General features: G+C 45.7%; 14 protein-coding genes. 13 read left to right on the forward strand and 1 reads right to left on the reverse strand.

From position 1 onward, the window contains the following. Positions 1-97: 97 nt before the first annotated feature. Entirely contained in the window at positions 98-583 is a 486-nt protein-coding gene (locus tag ITG12_RS15510) for a DUF2919 domain-containing protein (RefSeq protein ID WP_038879208.1), read from the forward strand. Positions 584-624: 41 nt separating this feature from the next. After that, entirely contained in the window at positions 625-1,527 is a 903-nt protein-coding gene (locus tag ITG12_RS15515) for a Dyp-type peroxidase (protein ID WP_038864787.1), read from the forward strand. A gap of 78 nt (positions 1,528-1,605) precedes the next feature. On the opposite strand, the gene melR is transcribed toward ITG12_RS15515, so the two are convergent. Continuing rightward, a complete protein-coding gene (gene melR, locus ITG12_RS15520; RefSeq protein ID WP_102389811.1) occupies positions 1,606-2,616 on the reverse strand; it encodes a transcriptional regulator MelR in 1,011 nt (336 codons plus the stop codon). A 328-nt stretch (positions 2,617-2,944) separates the two neighbouring features. On the opposite strand from melR, the gene ITG12_RS15525 reads away from it, so the two are divergent. From ITG12_RS15525 to ITG12_RS15575, 11 genes are all read left to right on the forward strand, one after another. Then, positions 2,945-4,297, forward strand: coding sequence for an alpha-glucosidase/alpha-galactosidase (locus ITG12_RS15525; RefSeq protein ID WP_248873207.1), 1,353 nt, complete (start codon positions 2,945-2,947; stop codon positions 4,295-4,297). Between the two features lie 88 nt (positions 4,298-4,385). Then, positions 4,386-5,810: a melibiose:sodium transporter MelB gene (gene melB / locus ITG12_RS15530; protein ID WP_248873208.1), complete on the forward strand. Its 1,425-nt coding sequence runs from the start codon at positions 4,386-4,388 to the stop codon at positions 5,808-5,810. A 109-nt stretch (positions 5,811-5,919) separates the two neighbouring features. After that, positions 5,920-8,166, forward strand: coding sequence for a hypothetical protein (locus ITG12_RS15535; RefSeq protein WP_248873209.1), 2,247 nt, complete (start codon positions 5,920-5,922; stop codon positions 8,164-8,166). Positions 8,167-8,339: 173 nt separating this feature from the next. Then, entirely contained in the window at positions 8,340-9,473 is a 1,134-nt protein-coding gene (locus ITG12_RS15540; protein ID WP_248873210.1) for a flagellin, read from the forward strand. Between the two features lie 263 nt (positions 9,474-9,736). Continuing rightward, complete coding sequence (locus ITG12_RS15545) at positions 9,737-10,870, forward strand: flagellin (RefSeq protein WP_045464157.1); 1,134 nt, start codon at positions 9,737-9,739, stop codon at positions 10,868-10,870. A gap of 300 nt (positions 10,871-11,170) precedes the next feature. After that, positions 11,171-12,301, forward strand: coding sequence for a flagellin (locus ITG12_RS15550; protein ID WP_038872117.1), 1,131 nt, complete (start codon positions 11,171-11,173; stop codon positions 12,299-12,301). 80 nt (positions 12,302-12,381) lie between these two features. After that, a complete protein-coding gene (gene flaG / locus ITG12_RS15555) occupies positions 12,382-12,810 on the forward strand; it encodes a flagellar protein FlaG (protein ID WP_038872115.1) in 429 nt (142 codons plus the stop codon). A 20-nt stretch (positions 12,811-12,830) separates the two neighbouring features. Continuing rightward, positions 12,831-14,834, forward strand: a complete 2,004-nt coding sequence (gene fliD, locus ITG12_RS15560) for a flagellar filament capping protein FliD (RefSeq protein WP_248873211.1) — start codon at positions 12,831-12,833, stop codon at positions 14,832-14,834. Positions 14,835-14,837: 3 nt separating this feature from the next. Continuing rightward, the gene (locus ITG12_RS15565; protein ID WP_054757139.1) at positions 14,838-15,143 is read left to right on the forward strand and encodes a flagellar protein FliT; all 306 of its coding nucleotides are present in this window, start codon (positions 14,838-14,840) and stop codon (positions 15,141-15,143) included. A gap of 12 nt (positions 15,144-15,155) precedes the next feature. Continuing rightward, positions 15,156-15,566, forward strand: coding sequence for a flagellar export chaperone FliS (gene fliS / locus ITG12_RS15570; RefSeq protein ID WP_005438665.1), 411 nt, complete (start codon positions 15,156-15,158; stop codon positions 15,564-15,566). A 285-nt stretch (positions 15,567-15,851) separates the two neighbouring features. Continuing rightward, complete coding sequence (locus tag ITG12_RS15575) at positions 15,852-17,318, forward strand: sigma-54 dependent transcriptional regulator (protein ID WP_038872109.1); 1,467 nt, start codon at positions 15,852-15,854, stop codon at positions 17,316-17,318. Positions 17,319-17,415: the final 97 nt, after the last annotated feature.

Genomic DNA, 17,415 nt, shown 5'->3' on the forward strand with positions numbered 1-17,415 from the left:
AGATGACGAAATGAACTTTAGTTCTCATGTTTGCGGTGTTGCAACTCTGAAGCGATCGGTTAAAGTGGCATTTTTATGAAACTAAGAAGACGATATTGTGCGTTACTCATTCGATCAGTACGACGCTCATGGATTTTTGAAAGCGCCAATTATGTTATGGCTAGGATGGATGTTCCTAGCGCGCTCTTGGGTGGTGTTTGCCATGGCAGGAGTGAGTAGAGACAGCGGTAGCAAGATACTATCGATTGTTTACCCTGACTCTAATACGTTATACCTCGGGCTATCGATGGGTATTCCAAGCCTGCTATTGATGTGGTTGATGGGCTTGCGTCATCCTGACAGAGGTTGGGTGAATCAAATTACTCAGCATGGTCGTGCGATGACTTTGATCTTGTGCGGTATTCAACTGGCGCAGACCATGTATCATGTCTATCTCGAACATGGTGTTTTCAATTGGGCGAACGCGCTTACAATTACCTTGTTAACTTGGTTTATGATCTATCTTTTTAATGGAAGATGGGTAAAAGACTGTTTCCACGTGCCACAGGTTGAGCACAAAGAAGAACAGCCAGCAAAAAATTAAAACAAAGCTCCCGCAAGGGGCAATGTATAGAGGAAATCTCAATGTCACAAGCTCAAACGGCGATTGTGCCTGAAGCAGGTCCATTTGCACTTTACACTCAGTTGAAAGTGAACCAAAACCGTGAAAACGTGTTGGCGAAACTGAAAGCGCTTCCTGAGCTAGTAAAAGAGCTCAATGCGAGCCAACCAGGTGCAGATCTAACCCTTTCTATCGCATTCACCAAATCTTTTTGGCAGCACCTAAACATGCAAATGCCAGAAGAGTTGATTGACTTCCCTCAATTGGGTGAAGGCGACATCGTAGCGCCTGCGTCGGACGTAGATGTTCTGATCCACTGCCACTCAACGCGTCATGATTTGCACTTCTACGTTCTACGTAAGTTCTTAGTAGACACCGCAGAAGACGTGACAGTGGTTGATGAGACATACGGTTACCGTTACCTAGATGCTCGTGACATGACAGATTTCGTCGACGGCACTGAAAACCCGAAAGGCGATGCACGTGCTGACGTAGCGTTGATCAAAGACGGTGCTTTCGCTGGTGGTAGTTACGTGATGGTTCAACGCTTTGAGCACAACCTTCCTGCATGGAACCGTTTGAACGTGTCTGCACAAGAGAAAGTGATTGGCCGTACTAAACCAGATTCTATCGAGCTAGAAGATGTTCCTGCTGCTTCTCACGTAGGTCGTGTGGACATCAAAGAAGAAGGCAAAGGCCTTAAGATCGTTCGACACAGCTTGCCATACGGCACGGTAACTGGCGCACACGGCTTGTTGTTCATCTCTTACTGCAACAACATCCACAACATCAAAGTAATGCTAGAGAGCATGTATGGTGTGACTGATGGTAAGACTGACCAACTGCTTCGTTTTACCAAAGCAGTAACAGGTGCGTACTTCTTCGCTCCTTCACAAGAAATGCTAGCGGAATTGGCGATTAAGTAATTCTTCGCCAACTCTCCAATGATTATAAAGGCAGAGTGATCTGCCTTTTTTGTTTCCCCTCATTCTTGCCTGATAAGACTAACTGACTGTCAGTGGTCTTTTGCCATCAATGGCGCCTTTCTCTAGTTCGTAAAGTGGGCTGGTACTGTGACTGCTCCAGCGATGATCTTCGCGTGACTTCTTGCGATATTGCGTTGGCGTTACACCAATATAATTCTGAAAAGTCTCATAAAATCGGCTGCTAGAATTAAAGCCTACCGTTAAAGCGATATCTAAAATTGTCCGGTCAGTATCACTCAACAGTGCTCTGGCGTGGTTAATCCGCATTGCCGTGATGTATTGCTTGATGGTCATCTGCATGGTTCGTTGGAACACGTTCATCGCATAATTGGTGTGCAGTCCAATGTGTTCTGCAATATCTTTTATCGTGATCGGCTGGTTATGATGGGTGGCAATGTATTCCAGCATTTGACTGACGTAAAACTGCGAATGTTTAGATACGCCTTTTTTCGTCGATTTCTCTTGTCGATTAACGATCAGTTGTTCCCAGCCATCTAGGCTCATCCTTTTTAACATGAGTCCTATTTCATCTATTGCCAATTGCTGGCGACTCTCTGAAGGATGGGTCATTTCCTCGGCCCAACGAGCTAGCTCAAATTCACTGACTAGTGAGTTTGAACTCGACTGCAATACGCAACCATGGGTGATTTGATTAACTAAGTCCCGATTTAACGTCCACGACATAAAGTGATGAATAGGGATATTGATGATTCCCATGTTATGGCTATGCCCTGGGTTCGTTAGTCGATGCGGGACAGAAGCCCAAAACAGACCGATTGAACCAGCTTTCACAATCACCGGGCTGCCATTAATGATGTACTCGACGTCATCTCCAAAAGGAATGTTCACCTCGACTTGCCCATGCCAGTGATAACCCGGCATAGAGTGGGGCGGCCTAAGCTCGATATCGATTTTTTCATAGGATGAGTACAGCGAAAGTGGGCTTACAGAAACCGTTTCGGAAGAATACTTATCTTGAATCACGACTTTCAATGTATCTAACTCTGCCTTGGACTCTACCTTCGCCATCGCCCACCTCTTAGGAAACTGTATAAGTTCTTTGTACTAAATCTGTTGAAACAAAACTCAGAACAGCTTCAAAAACACCGATTACTCTGTTTTATAAGATTTTGGTTATGTGACTTAAATCGCCGTGCTAGCAAGCCTCAGTGTATCTTCCCACCTTTTTTATCCGTGATTTACACAAAAATATCCCATTTCCTAAGAATTTTTATTGGTTGATTTTAAATATTAGGAAACGGGAGAGTGATTGGTTTATCTGAGACGAATTCGGCCTTGCGACAGGTGTAACTTAAATGCATCGAAACAAAAGTATGAAAGCAAAAAGGATTCAACTATGAAAAGCCCTAAAATCACATTTATCGGTGCGGGTTCGACGATTTTTGTGAAAAACATTCTTGGCGATGTGTTCCACAAGCCAGCGTTCAAAGGGGCGCAAATTGCCTTGATGGATATTGATGAACTCCGTTTAGAAGAGTCACATCTCGTTGTAAGCAAGTTAATGGAGTCATCCGGAGCAACGGGCACGATCACTTGCCACTTAAACCAGAAAGAGGCATTGCAAGGCGCAGACTTCGTGGTTATTGCGTTCCAAATTGGCGGTTATGAACCATGTACCGTGACGGATTTTGAAGTCTGTAAGCGTCATGGTTTAGAGCAAACTATTGCAGATACATTAGGCCCAGGCGGCATCATGCGCTCACTTCGCACCATTCCGCACCTTTGGAGCGTATGCGAGGACATGACGACGATCTGTCCAAACGCTACCATGCTTAACTACGTTAACCCAATGGCAATGAACACTTGGGCGATGTACGAGAAATACCCTCATATCAAACAAGTGGGTTTGTGCCATTCCGTGCAAGGGACGGCGGAAGAGCTGGCTCGCGACCTTGATATCCAATACTCAGACCTTCGTTACACCTGTGCAGGCATTAACCACATGGCTTACTACCTGACGCTCGAAAAGAAAAACGAGCAGGGGGAGTATGTCGACATTTATCCTGAACTGCTTAAGGCATTTGAATCGGGCAAAGCGCCGAAGCCGGGTTTGCACCACAATGGTCGCTGCACCAACCTAGTCCGCTACGAGATGTTTAAGAAGTTGGGCTACTTCGTAACGGAATCTTCAGAACATTTTTCTGAATACACGCCATATTTCATTAAGCCAAATCGCCCAGATTTGATTGAACGTTATAAAGTGCCACTTGATGAATATCCTAAACGTTGTGTAGAACAAATTGCAGACTGGAAAAAAGACCTCGAAGACTTCAAAAACGCGGATCAAATCACCGTCAAAGAGTCACATGAATACGCGAGTACCATCATGAACTCGATTTGGACAGGCACGCCGAGTGTTATCTACGGCAACGTGAAGAACGAAGCGTTAATTGACAACTTACCACAAGGTTGTTGTGTGGAAGTGGCTTGTTTGGTGGACGCAAACGGCATTCAACCTATCAAAGCAGGACGCTTACCAAATCACTTAGCGGCATTAATGCAGACCAACATTAATGTTCAAACGCTGCTGACAGAAGCCATCCTCACGGAAAACCGTGACCGCATTTACCATGCCGCCATGCTTGATCCTCACACTGCAGCAGTGCTTGGACTCGAAGAGATTTATGCCCTTGTTGATGACTTGATAGAAGCACTCGAAGGTTGGTTGCCAGCGTGGGTGCATCAGTAAATCCAGACTCACAAAACCAATATCAATAAAAACGACAATAACGTGAATATACTGCGCCTTCTCGATGAGGGGGCGTAAGGAGTAACAAATGAGTATCTCTATGAATACCAAGCTGAGCTACGGCTTTGGCGCATTTGGTAAAGACTTCGCTATCACCATCGTTTACATGTATCTGATGTTCTATTACACCGACGTTGTTGGCCTCTCGGCTGCTGCGGTGGGGACCATCTTCTTAATCGCGCGTATTTGGGATGCTGTGAACGATCCGATTATGGGCTGGATAGTGAATAACACCCGCTCTCGTTGGGGTAAGTTTAAACCTTGGATCTTAGTCGGCACGCTCACCAACTCAGTTGTGTTAATCATGCTGTTTAGTGCGCATCACATAGAAGGGCCATGGCTGATCGCTTACGCCGCGGTTACTTACATCTTATGGGGCATGACTTACACCTTGATGGACATTCCTTTTTGGTCACTGGTTCCGACATTAACATTGGATAAACGTGAACGTGAAGAGTTGGTTCCTTATCCACGATTTTTTGCCAGCCTTGCATGGATTGTTACCGCTGCTATTGCTATGCCGTTTGTGAATTATGTTGGTGGCGACGACAAAGGGTTTGGTTTCCAAGTGTTTGCCATTTTGCTTGTCGGTTGTTTCCTCGTATCCACTTACGTCACGTTACGTAATGTGAAAGAGCGTTACTCAACCAGCAACCTTGACGTGACGAAGCCTGAAGAAAAAGTCTCACTGAAGAAGCTCCTTTCTCTTATCTACAAAAATGACCAACTGACCAGCGTGCTTTGTATGGCACTGTCATACAACCTCGCTACCAACATCATCACAGCCTTTGCGGTTTACTACTTCACCTATGTAGTCGGAAACGAAGAACTTTTCCCTTACTACATGGCTTATGCTGGTATTGCGAACCTAATTACACTGGTGTTGTTCCCTAAATTGGCGCAAATGTTCTCACGTCGAGTTTTATGGGCGTGCGCATCTAGCTTCCCGATCCTAGGCAGTGCGGTACTTACCTATGTAGGCATGTACGACAAACAAAGCATTCTGCTGATTTCTACTGCGGGCGTGTTATTGCAAATCGGTACGGCGCTATTTTGGGTACTCAACGTCATTATGGTGGCGGATACAGTGGACTATGGTGAGTACAAACTGGGATCTCGCTGCGAAAGTATTGCTTACTCAGTACAAACGCTGGTGGTTAAAGCAGGGTCTGCTTTTGCGGCTTTCTTTATTGGTATCGCACTTACCGCAGTGGATTATGTACCGAACATGGAGCAAAGCCCTGAAACCGTGTTTGGCATGCAATGCATCATGGTTGGTTTGCCTGCGTTCTTCTTCGCTATCGCTTTGGTTGTGTACTTCCGCTTCTACAAACTCAACGGTGCTTACCACCAAAAAATTCAGGATCATCTGACCGAGAAATACGACCATATTGTGGCCAATGATTCTGATGAGAAAACGAAAGTCTCTCCAGAATCCATTCAAGCGGTTTAACGCATCTTACAGCTATTAAAAATTAACATGCCGGTGTCTTCATTTCATGTCGCCGGCAGCATCCCGAATAAACGTTATCCAATAACCACGCTATCCCTACGAGAAAAAAATGAAACTGAAAATACTTGCTTCAGCGATTCTTGTCGCCCTTGCTTTGTCCGGTTGTAATAGCTCGTCTGATGATGATTCTTCGAAAGGCGATAACCTTGTCTCAAATTCTACCTTTGAAAATGACGGTTTAGGATGGAGCTACTGGTTTGCCAATGTGAAGTATGAAGATGCTTATGTTGGTGAGTCGATGGCGAGGATTGCCACCGGAACCAACCATCATGTGAGCCAAATAGTCACCATTCCTGAAACGGGTTTTTATGATTTATCCGCCCACATCAGCAGCCCAAGTGATGACGCCATTCTTGGCTTAAGTAACCTGACCGATGAGGTTCTCGTCAGCCAGACGATTGAAAAAACCAAAGACGAAAATACAGAAGGGGAACTATATAAGCCAAATACTCTGCCTGCTATTCCACTAGAGAAAGGCGAGCAAATTAAAGTCTGGTTTACAGGATCTGATGTCGGAGGGGTGAGCGTCGACAGTGTGTCTTTGGTGAGAGTGAACAAGAGCCAGCCTGTTAGTTTTAATCAAATCATCCAATTTAAAGCCGAGCAACAGGTCGGTGTGACGGGCATTGATAAGACTCAACGAACCGTCGAGTTCCAAGTGCCTTATGGCACCGATTTGAGTGCCATAAAGGTGAGTACACTTTTGGTTTCTGAACAAAGTCGATCAAGCTTGGATGTCGATGAAGTCGTGGACTTTACTCAACCAGTGCAAGCGGTAGTAACAGATGCAAGTGGTAAAGAAGAAAAATGGACATTAACGGCGATTGAAAAAGAGAAGCAGGTTGTCGTCACTTCGTCCAATCAGAAGCTTCAAGATTCGTTTGAATGGGCAATTGATAAAACACGTCGTTTTGTTATGACTGGGCAGCATGATCTGGTTAACCGTGATGAGAATAATAATGATGGTGATGGTACGGCTGATTACATCCCATCTTATTGGGCTGGCTATTTTGACCGAACGGCTTTCTACTCTCGCGACTTCTTACATCAAGCTAGCGGAGCCAAAATCGCAGGTCTAGATGCCGAAAACTTTTCGATGTTTAAGACCTTCGCTAAGCATTCTACCGAATCGAGAAAATGGTATACCTTGTGGGCGGTTAACTTTGATGGCACGCCACATACCATCGACTACAAAGATGACAGCTGGTTTGTACGTGAAGTACCTGCTCAATTTGAGTTTGTAGAAAAAGCATGGAAGCAATATCAATGGACAGGAGACAAGCGTTACATCGAAGACCCAGATTTATGGCGTTTTTACACCAAGGTGCTAACGGACTATATCACGCTTCACGACGATCAAGATCCTAACGGTATTGCTGAGGGTTATGGTGGTATTTTTGAAGGCTCCGCAACTTACAACGAGCGTGGCGAATTCCCAATCGAAGCCGGTGATGGCATAGGCTCTCAATACCAAGCGACGGTCGCGTATGCTGCAATGCTTGGGGCTCGAGAAGAGTACAGCGAGGCAGCGCTTTGGCAAGAGAAAGCACAGCAACTTAAAGATTTCTTTAATGAAGAATGGAGTATTGCGGATCCAAATAAACCGTTGGATAACTACGTTAACATCGTTCAGCGTGATGGTTTCCGTATGAATGACTTCGGTAAAGAAAACAGCTGGTTCATGCCAATGAAGCTGATCACTGAACCTGGAGAACGTAACGACAGCTACTTAGACTTTATTACAGAAAATCTGGGTGATGGAATTGGAAGTACGCCGGAAGCGCCATACAACATTGAGGCTTACACTTATATCCCTGAAACCTACTTCCCTTACAATCGTAATGCGGAAGCATGGAAGTGGATGCAGTACATCATGGATATCAAAGACGAGCCCCATGAGCGCCCAACTCAAGGTACTAACGGTGACTATCCTGAAATCTCTTTTACCTTTATTTCGAATACCATTGAGGGATTGATGGGCATCAAGCCTGATGCGGCAAACCATCGAGTTGTAACCGCGTCACATCTAACAACCGATATTGACTGGCTTCAAGTTGAGCAACTTCCGATGGGAGAGCACGAGCTAACTTTGCGTCATGATGGCTTAGAGCGATCGACACTTACCAATACCTCTGAGGAAAACTTAGAGTGGGAAGCTTGGTTCTATGGCGATTACCCGACACTTATCGTTGACGAACAGTCTGTTTCTGCCAAGCACAAATACGTGAACGGACAGAAGGTGAGTTATGTAATTGTCACGCTTACCGCCAACTCAAGTGTTGAAGTTCGAAAGTAGTCTGAGTCACCACAGCGAATAACCACAAAGCCTAGTGCACCATCACTAGGCTTTTTGCTATTCGCTGTCTCGTCGGGAAATGCGCAACCGCATCACTTTTCTTAAAAAAACACTAAACGTTTCTTTAATTTGGTCGATAAGTATCCAAAGCCTTAATTTCAGGACCAATATTTGTGGCGATCACCGTTAATACCAATGTGGCAGCACTTGTCGCACAGCGTCATTTGACCAGTGCAACCGACATGCTGAACCAATCCATGGAGCGTTTGTCTTCAGGGAAGCGTATTAACAGCGCGAAGGATGACGCTGCGGGTCTGCAAATCTCCAACCGCTTACAATCGCAAATGCGTGGTTTAGATGTTGCCGTGCGCAACGCGAACGATGGCATTTCCATCATGCAAACTGCGGAAGGCGCGATGAATGAGGTGACTAACATCATGCAGCGCATGCGTGATTTGTCGCTCCAGTCAGCCAATGGCTCAAATAGCAAAGCGGAACGCACTGCGTTGCAAGAGGAAGTCTCTGCACTTAACGATGAGCTAAACCGCATTGCGGAAACTACTTCTTTTGGTGGGCGTAAACTGCTCAATGGCAGCTTTGGTAAGTCGGCATTTCAAATTGGCGCAGCGTCAGGTGAAGCAGTGCAAGTTGAATTAAAGTCGATGCGCAGTGATGGCATTGATATGGGCGGCTTTAGCTACATTGCAAACGGACGCGCAAGCTCTGATTGGCAAGTAAAAGATGGCGCGAATGATCTTAGCATGTCATTTACTAATCGTTTTGGTGAAACGGAAACCATTCAAATTAATGCCAAAACTGGCGACGATATCGAAGAGCTTGCGACTTATATCAATGGTCAAACTGACAAAGTCACGGCATCTGTGAATGAAGAAGGTCAGTTACAGCTATTTATGGCTGGAGAAGAAACTTCAGGCACTTTATCGTTTTCAGGTGATTTAGCGAGTGAACTTGGGCTGCAGCTAAAAGGTTACGATGCGGTTGATAACATCGACATTACGTCGGTCGGTGGTGCGCAACAAGCCGTGGCCGTCCTAGATACTGCGATGAAGTACGTTGATAGCCATCGTGCTGAGTTAGGCGCGTATCAAAACCGCTTTAATCACGCGATCAATAATCTGGATAACATCCACGAAAACCTAGCGGCTTCTAACAGCCGCATTCAAGATACGGATTACGCCAAAGAAACCACGCAAATGGTGAAGCAGCAGATCTTACAACAGGTCAGTACTTCTATCTTGGCACAAGCAAAACAAGCGCCAAATCTTGCCTTGACGCTGCTTGGTTAATGGTTCGACCCATACGAATTCAACGCAAAATCAGCCTGTATCGACAATTCGAAAAGAAGCTTTAGCGAAAAATGAAAGTTTTTTTGCTTTTTTATCCGCTTCGTCACGATTACCCCTCCAAACGAATTATTTTCAAAAAAATCTAAAGATTTTTCTAAAGAAAACAGGGCATGCGCCGTTAATAAAAGTAACTTTGAGAGAACTACTTGGTTTTCCGAGACGTCGGAAACCGCTACATCGGAAAATCAATTGGAGAAATCACCATGGCAGTGAATGTAAACACAAACGTATCAGCGATGACCGCTCAGCGTTACCTAAACAACGCAAACTCAGCACAACAAACTTCTATGGAGCGTTTGTCTTCAGGTTTCAAAATCAACAGCGCGAAAGACGACGCTGCGGGTCTTCAAATCTCGAACCGCTTGAACGTACAAAGCCGTGGCCTGGATGTGGCTGTTCGTAACGCGAACGACGGTATCTCTATTGCACAAACTGCTGAAGGTGCAATGAACGAGACTACCAACATCCTGCAACGTATGCGTGATCTATCTCTTCAATCTGCGAACGGCTCTAACTCAAAATCTGAGCGTGTTGCGATTCAAGAAGAAGTAACGGCACTGAACGATGAATTAAACCGTATCGCTGAAACGACATCTTTCGGTGGTAACCGCCTACTTAACGGTACTTACGGCACTCAGTCTTTCCAAATCGGTGCGGACAACGGTGAAGCAGTAATGCTTAACCTAAAAGACATGCGCTCAGACAACCAAATGATGGGCGGCGTGAGCTACCAAGCTGAAAACGGCAAAGACAAAAACTGGAACGTTGCTGCTGATAAATCAGACATGAAAATCAGCCTAACGGACAGTTTTGGTCAAGAACAAGAAATCAACATCAGCGCGAAAGCAGGTGACGATATCGAAGAGCTAGCGACGTACATCAATGGTCAAACAGACCTAGTGAAAGCGTCAGTAGACCAAGACGGTAAGCTGCAAGTGTTTGCGGGCAACAACAAAGTGGAAGGCGACGTTGAATTCTCTGGCGGCCTATCTGGTGAGTTAGGTCTAAGCGACGGTAAGAAAGTAACGGTTGATACTATCGACGTAACATCAGTAGGTGGTGCACAAGAGTCTGTAGCTATCATTGATGCGGCATTGAAATACGTAGACAGCCACCGTGCAGAGCTAGGTGCTTTCCAAAACCGTTTCAACCACGCAATCAGCAACTTGGATAACATCAACGAGAACGTGAACGCGTCGAAGAGCCGTATCAAAGATACCGACTTCGCAAAAGAAACGACTCAAATGACCAAGTCACAAATTCTATCGCAAGCGTCAAGCTCAATCCTTGCGCAAGCGAAACAAGCGCCTAACTCAGCGCTAAGCCTACTAGGTTAATTTTCAACCTAAAGGCAAGAACCTCATTGGCTCGTGGTGAGAGATGAGCGAGTAAACCCAGCTTCGGCTGGGTTTTTTTATGTCTGATTTTTTATTTTAATCGAGTGTTATTTATCCCCAATCGTAATATTAGAGATTCATCACACTTCATTAAGTCGAAGAAAATAATCGCAAAAAATTGAAATTTTCTCCTAAAGGATATTTATAGGCCGCCGTTAAAGGGACTGAGAGAAATGAGATGTACCTAAGTGAGGTGAGAGACACGACGGTACATCAACTAAAGCCTTAAGGAGATCAACTATGGCGATTAACGTTAATACTAACGTTTCTGCGATGACCGCACAGCGTTACCTAAATCAGGCGGCTGAAGGTCAACAAAAATCAATGGAGCGTTTGTCTTCGGGTTATAAAATCAATAGCGCGAAAGACGATGCTGCCGGTCTACAGATTTCTAACCGTTTGAACGCACAGAGCCGTGGTCTAGACATGGCTGTGAAAAACGCGAACGACGGTATTTCTATTGCACAGGTTGCTGAAGGTGCAATGAATGAATCTACCAACATCCTACAACGTATGCGTGACCTATCGCTTCAATCTGCGAACGGTTCGAACTCAAAATCAGAACGTGTAGCGATCCAAGAAGAAGTTACAGCGCTTAATGACGAACTAAACCGTATCGCTGAAACAACCTCTTTCGGTGGTAACAAGCTTCTTAACGGTACTTACGGTACTCAATCTTTCCAAATCGGTGCGGACTCTGGTGAAGCGGTCATGCTTTCTATGGGTAACCTACGTTCTGATACTTCTGCAATGGGCGGTAAGAGCTATGCAGCAGAAGACGGTAAAGATGCATCTTGGGCGGTTGGTGACAACACTGAACTTAAGCTGAACTACACCAACAAGCAAGGTGAAGAGAAAGAGCTGACTATCACTGCAAAGCAAGGCGATGATATTGAACAGCTAGCAACTTACATCAACGGTCAAAGCGACGACGTTAAAGCGTCTGTTGGTGAGGACGGTAAGCTGCAAGTATTCGCTGCTACTCAAAAAGTAACAGGTGATGTTGAGTTCTCTGGCAACCTAGCGGGTGAAATTGGTTTCGGCGATGCAAAAGACGTAACAGTTAAAGACATCGACGTAACATCAGTTGCAGGTTCTCAAGAAGCGGTTGCTATCATTGATGGCGCACTAAAATCAGTAGACAGCCAACGTGCGTCTCTTGGTGCATTCCAAAACCGTTTCAACCACGCTATCAGCAACCTAGACAACATTAACGAGAACGTTAACGCGTCTAACAGCCGTATTAAAGATACTGACTACGCGAAGGAAACGACAGCAATGACTAAGTCGCAAATCCTTCAACAAGCAAGTACTTCAATCTTGGCACAAGCAAAGCAGTCACCATCTGCGGCGCTGAGCTTGTTGGGCTAATTGGGTCGACTCAGCCTAGTGATACCATCACCAAAGCGATAGACCTAATCGTTAGCTCATAAGGTGGAAGGGAGATTGTAATGGAAATATCCTCCTACGCATCGAACATCCAGCCTTACGGCACACCGAGTGGCACAAAAGTTGCTAAAGAAAATGGCATAGGCACGCCTAGCACAGCAAGTTCAAACGGTAACACTTCGCCTGTAAAAGCGAAGGAAACCGAACGTGACCTCTCTGTTCAAGCTGCGATTGAAATGGCGGAATCCCGCCAAGAGCTGAACAAAGAAGAGCGCGAGAAAATGGTTGAGCAAATGAATGAATTTGTGAGCGCCATGAATAAAGGAGTGGCGTTTCGAGTCGATGAAGAATCGGGTCGAGACGTCGTGACGATTTACGAAGCCACAACCGGTGATGTAATTCGTCAGATTCCTGATGAAGAAATGCTAGTGGTATTGCGTCGCCTAGCTGAGCACACAGCTAACCGCGGTTTGTTAGTTGAAAAGGTGTAAGTCGTTTTTGAGGTGATTTGATGAGTTTAGGCCCTTTGGGGATGTCTGGTGGCATGGATATCAATTCCATGGTCAGCAAAATTGTAGATGCCGAGCGTGTGCCAAAGCAGCAACGCATCGACAACGAGCGTACGACAATTGACGCCAGCATCAGTGCCTACGGGCGACTCAGAGAATCGTTGGATACGATGAAAAATCTCATGACGAACTTTCGTCAGGAGAAGGCGTTTGCCGTTCGTTCTGTAGAGACAACGGACGACGCAGTCGTATCTGCGACCGCAACTACTGACGCTATAGCCGGTAAGTATGCTATCGATGTGTTGCAGCTTGCACAGAGCCATAAAGTGGCTTCTGACGTTCTGCCAGAAGACGCTAAGTTTGGTCCTGGTAAGCTGCAGATTTCTCTTGGTGATGACACCTTCGACGTTAATGTCCGTTCTAGCTCTAAGCTAGTTGATGTCGTTCGTGGAATTAACGGCGCTAAGGATAACCCTGGCGTACGTGCTTCCTTAATTAACGACGTAGAAGGGCCGCGTTTGATCCTTGCTTCGAACCTGTCGGGCAAGGACCATCAACTTAAAGTCAGTGTGGACGCCGAAGCCGGCAGCCCTCTGAAACATTTCGAATACAAAACACTGGAAGACCGAGTTAATGCGCTTGAAGAAGCACGTGAAGCGGCTGAAGCAGTGTTAGGGCCTCTAAAAGCGCCTGAAACCGATGCAAACCAACCGGAAGCGTTGGATACAGACGGCAATCCTATACCTCCTGAAGAACAACAAGCGGCAGAGAATGTACCAGATGGCGCAACGGATGAACCGATCTCTGCGGCCGGTGCTGCCGCTGCGAAAGCGGGTCAAGAAGCAATAGAAAAAGCCAATCAACGAGCGGGTATGCGTCCGCAAGACAGTATCCCTGGCTGGACTGAAACCGCTTCAGGTACACTCCTCGATTCTTACCGTCCACCGGAATTAGAGTTGGACGAAGATGCGATCGCCAAAGCGCCAGACGTACCGGGCTGGAACAATACCGCCTCAGGTACGTTGACTGATTCTTACGTCACAACCAAAGAAGCCAAGCAGCAATTAGAGCAAGAAAAAGCCGAGATCGAAAAAAAGATTGCGGACGAAAAACAAGCGCTTGACCAAAAAGTGGAACGTGGAGAACTGACAGAAGAACAAGCAAAGACCATCCATCGCGCTAAATTAGAACCCGAAGAGCGTGAACGTCTTGAAAAGATAGATGTAGCAGAAGCTAAAATTGCTGAGGCTCAAAAATCCTTCGAGGCTTACACCGGTATGGCTCAAGTCCAAGCAGGACAAGACTCCATGGTGATGCTGGATGGTGTTGCGCAGTTGTCGAGTCACAACAACGTCATTGAAGATGCGATTGAGGGCGTGAACCTCACTTTGAAAGGCAAATCAGAGCTGGGTAAACCGCCTGCTGAAATTGGTGTTGAATATGACCGTCAAAGCGTGCGCTCAGATATCGAAAGCTTTGTTTCGGCTTACAACGCGTTCTATCAAACATCCAAAGCATTAGCGAATGTCGACCCAACGACAGGTCAACGCGGGCCTTTAGCGGGTGACAGTACTGTTCGTAATGCTGATTCTCGGTTGAAATCGGTCTTTTCGACCAACATTGAAAAAGCACCAGAAGACCTAAAATCGCTGACTGAATTTGGCATTACTACGACTCGTCAAGGTACGCTAGAAATCAACTACGACATGCTTGATCGTCAGCTGAACAACAACTTCAACGAGTTAGAGAAGTTCTTTGGTGGCAATACCGGTTTTGCCAAACGTGTGGAAGATGCGATTCAAGGCATCACGGGTTTCACTGGCAGTATCCGTACTCGTGAAAAAAGCCTGACTGAACAAAATTATCGTCTGAGTGATGATCAAGCGGCACTCGATCGCCGCATGGACAGTTTAGAGAAGCGCACTCATGCAAAATTCGCTGCCATGCAAGACGCTACTGGCAAGATGCAAGGCCAACTTGGAGCGTTAATGAACGCGCTGGGCTAATAGATGCGAAATGAACTCATTGAAATAAGTGATATTGATCAACTAATTACGCAAGAACTGGAAAAAGTCGACGTTAATGCTGAAGAAATTCAACGTTTGGTCGATATCAGGGAACGGTTATTGCAAAACCTGCTACCCATTGTCGAGAGCAATCCGGTGCTAAAGCAGGAAGCAGAATGGCAAAACTTGCTTATTCGTACCAAAAGAATTGTCGAGCTGATGCAGGCAGAGACTTCTAACGTGGGTAAAGAACTTCATAAGTTCCGTTATGGTCAGCGTTCGCTTCAGCAGTACAAAAAATTTATATAAAAGAGGAATACTATGCGCGGTTCTTTGCAAGCATACAAAAAGGTATCAGTCGACAGCCAATTGAGCGCGGCTTCTCCGCACAAAGTCATTCAAATGCTAATGGCGGGTGCAATTGAGCGTCTGATCCAAGGTAAAGCAGCAATGCAAGCAGGCAATATTCCTGCAAAAGGTGAACGTCTGGGTAAAGCGTTGGACATCATCATCGCACTGCGCAGCTGTCTGTCGATGGACGACGGTGGTGATATTGCATCAAACTTAGATTCACTTTACGAGTTCATGATCACTCAGATCTCGGCAGCGAACCACCAAAACGATCCTCAACCGATCGACGACGTTATCGACATTATTCGTGAGATAAAATCAGCTTGGGACCAGATCCCGACTGAATTCCACAACCTAACAGCTGCTGAAGTAGGCATTTAATAATCAAAACAATACCTTACTTAAATAGTAGGGTATTGCGTCTGATTGCACAGAAAGTTATTCAGTAAAGTTACAATCAAGTTCACACCTCTTTATTGCTTGGTTGCCTTATTTTTTTATTCAAATAAAATAGAAGTCATTAGTGGCCCCTAATGGCTTTTTTTTGTTGCTGATTTTCCTATTTTGTCTATCGTTAATTGAGAGTGGTCCCCCCTTTTTACACTCAATTGCGCAAATCAAGGTCTGGCCGCAACACACCCATAATAAAGGCAATCATTCTTACTTATGCAAGGTTTGGCAAAGCTGCTTGTAATTGATGACGATGCACCAAGTCGTTTAAATATAAGCAATATATTGGAATTTGTTGGAGAAAGTTGCGAAGCGGTCAGTTCTGACCAGCTAGGCGATGTAGACTGGTCTAGCGTGTGGTCAGGTTGTATTGTCGGTAACATCTCGGCGGGTAGTGCTGCGACAACAGTGATGGCTCACCTTAATGAAGCCTACCATATCCCACTTCTCATCTTGGGCTCGTTTCCGCTGCCTGTTGATGACTTGCCAAATTTCGTTGGGGAGTTAGAGCAACCGCTGAACTACCCACAACTTAGCGAAGCACTGCGTCACTGCAAAGATTTCCTTGGTCGCAAAGGCGTTAACGTTGTTGCAAGCGCACGCAAAAATACTCTTTTCCGTAGCCTTGTAGGCCAAAGCCGTGGCATTCAAGAAGTTCGTCATTTGATTGAACAAGTTTCTAATACTGAAGCAAACGTCCTGATCTTGGGTGAATCTGGCACGGGTAAAGAAGTCGTCGCACGCAATATTCATTACCATTCTGCTTACCGTAATGGTCCGTTTGTGCCAATTAACTGTGGCGCAATTCCGCCAGAGCTGTTGGAAAGTGAACTGTTTGGTCATGAGAAAGGTGCTTTCACGGGGGCATTGACCTCGCGTAAAGGCCGATTCGAATTGGCAGAAGGCGGTACGATCTTCCTTGATGAAATTGGCGATATGCCAATGTCGATGCAAGTGAAGTTACTGCGCGTTCTACAAGAGCGTTGTTTTGAACGTGTAGGTGGTAACACCACGATTAAAGTAAACGTTCGTGTTGTAGCAGCAACGCACCGCAACCTAGAGAACATGATCGATGATGGCACATTCCGTGAAGATCTGTTCTACCGCCTCAATGTATTCCCAATCGAGATGCCGGCGCTGAAAGCACGTAAGCAAGATATTCCATTGCTACTGCAAGAACTGATGACGCGTTTGGAAGCCGAAGGTGGGCAACCAATTTGCTTTACGCCTCGTGCAATTAACTCCTTAATGGAACACAACTGGCCGGGTAACGTTCGCGAGCTTGCGAACCTTGTTGAACGCATGATTATTCTGTACCCGAACAGTTTGGTCGACGTAAACCATCTGCCAACCAAGTACCGTTACAGTGATATTCCTGAGTTCCAACCAGAAGGTAACCCATTTACTTCGGTTGAAGAACAAGAGCGTGACGTGTTCCAAGATATCTTTTCTGAGAACTTCAGTTTTGAAGATCAAAGCGATCTAGACCACAACATGAATGCGCCTCAAGCCCTGCCGCCAGAAGGCGTGAACTTGAAAGAGCTATTAGCCGATATGGAAGTCAATATGATCAGCCAAGCGTTAGAAGCGCAAGGTGGTGTGGTTGCACGAGCAGCAGATATGCTTGGAATGCGACGCACGACTTTGGTTGAGAAAATGCGTAAATACAACCTACAACGATAGGTAAAGTCTGACGTTCATACGGTTAAACTCTGAACGTTTTGTTATCTTTTCTGACAATAAAACCGCACTTTTCTTAGTGTCAACTTCTTGTCGATAA

Origin of the sequence: Vibrio sp. ED002 (assembly GCF_023277445.1) — a bacterium.
Taxonomy (GTDB): domain Bacteria; phylum Pseudomonadota; class Gammaproteobacteria; order Enterobacterales; family Vibrionaceae; genus Vibrio; species Vibrio jasicida.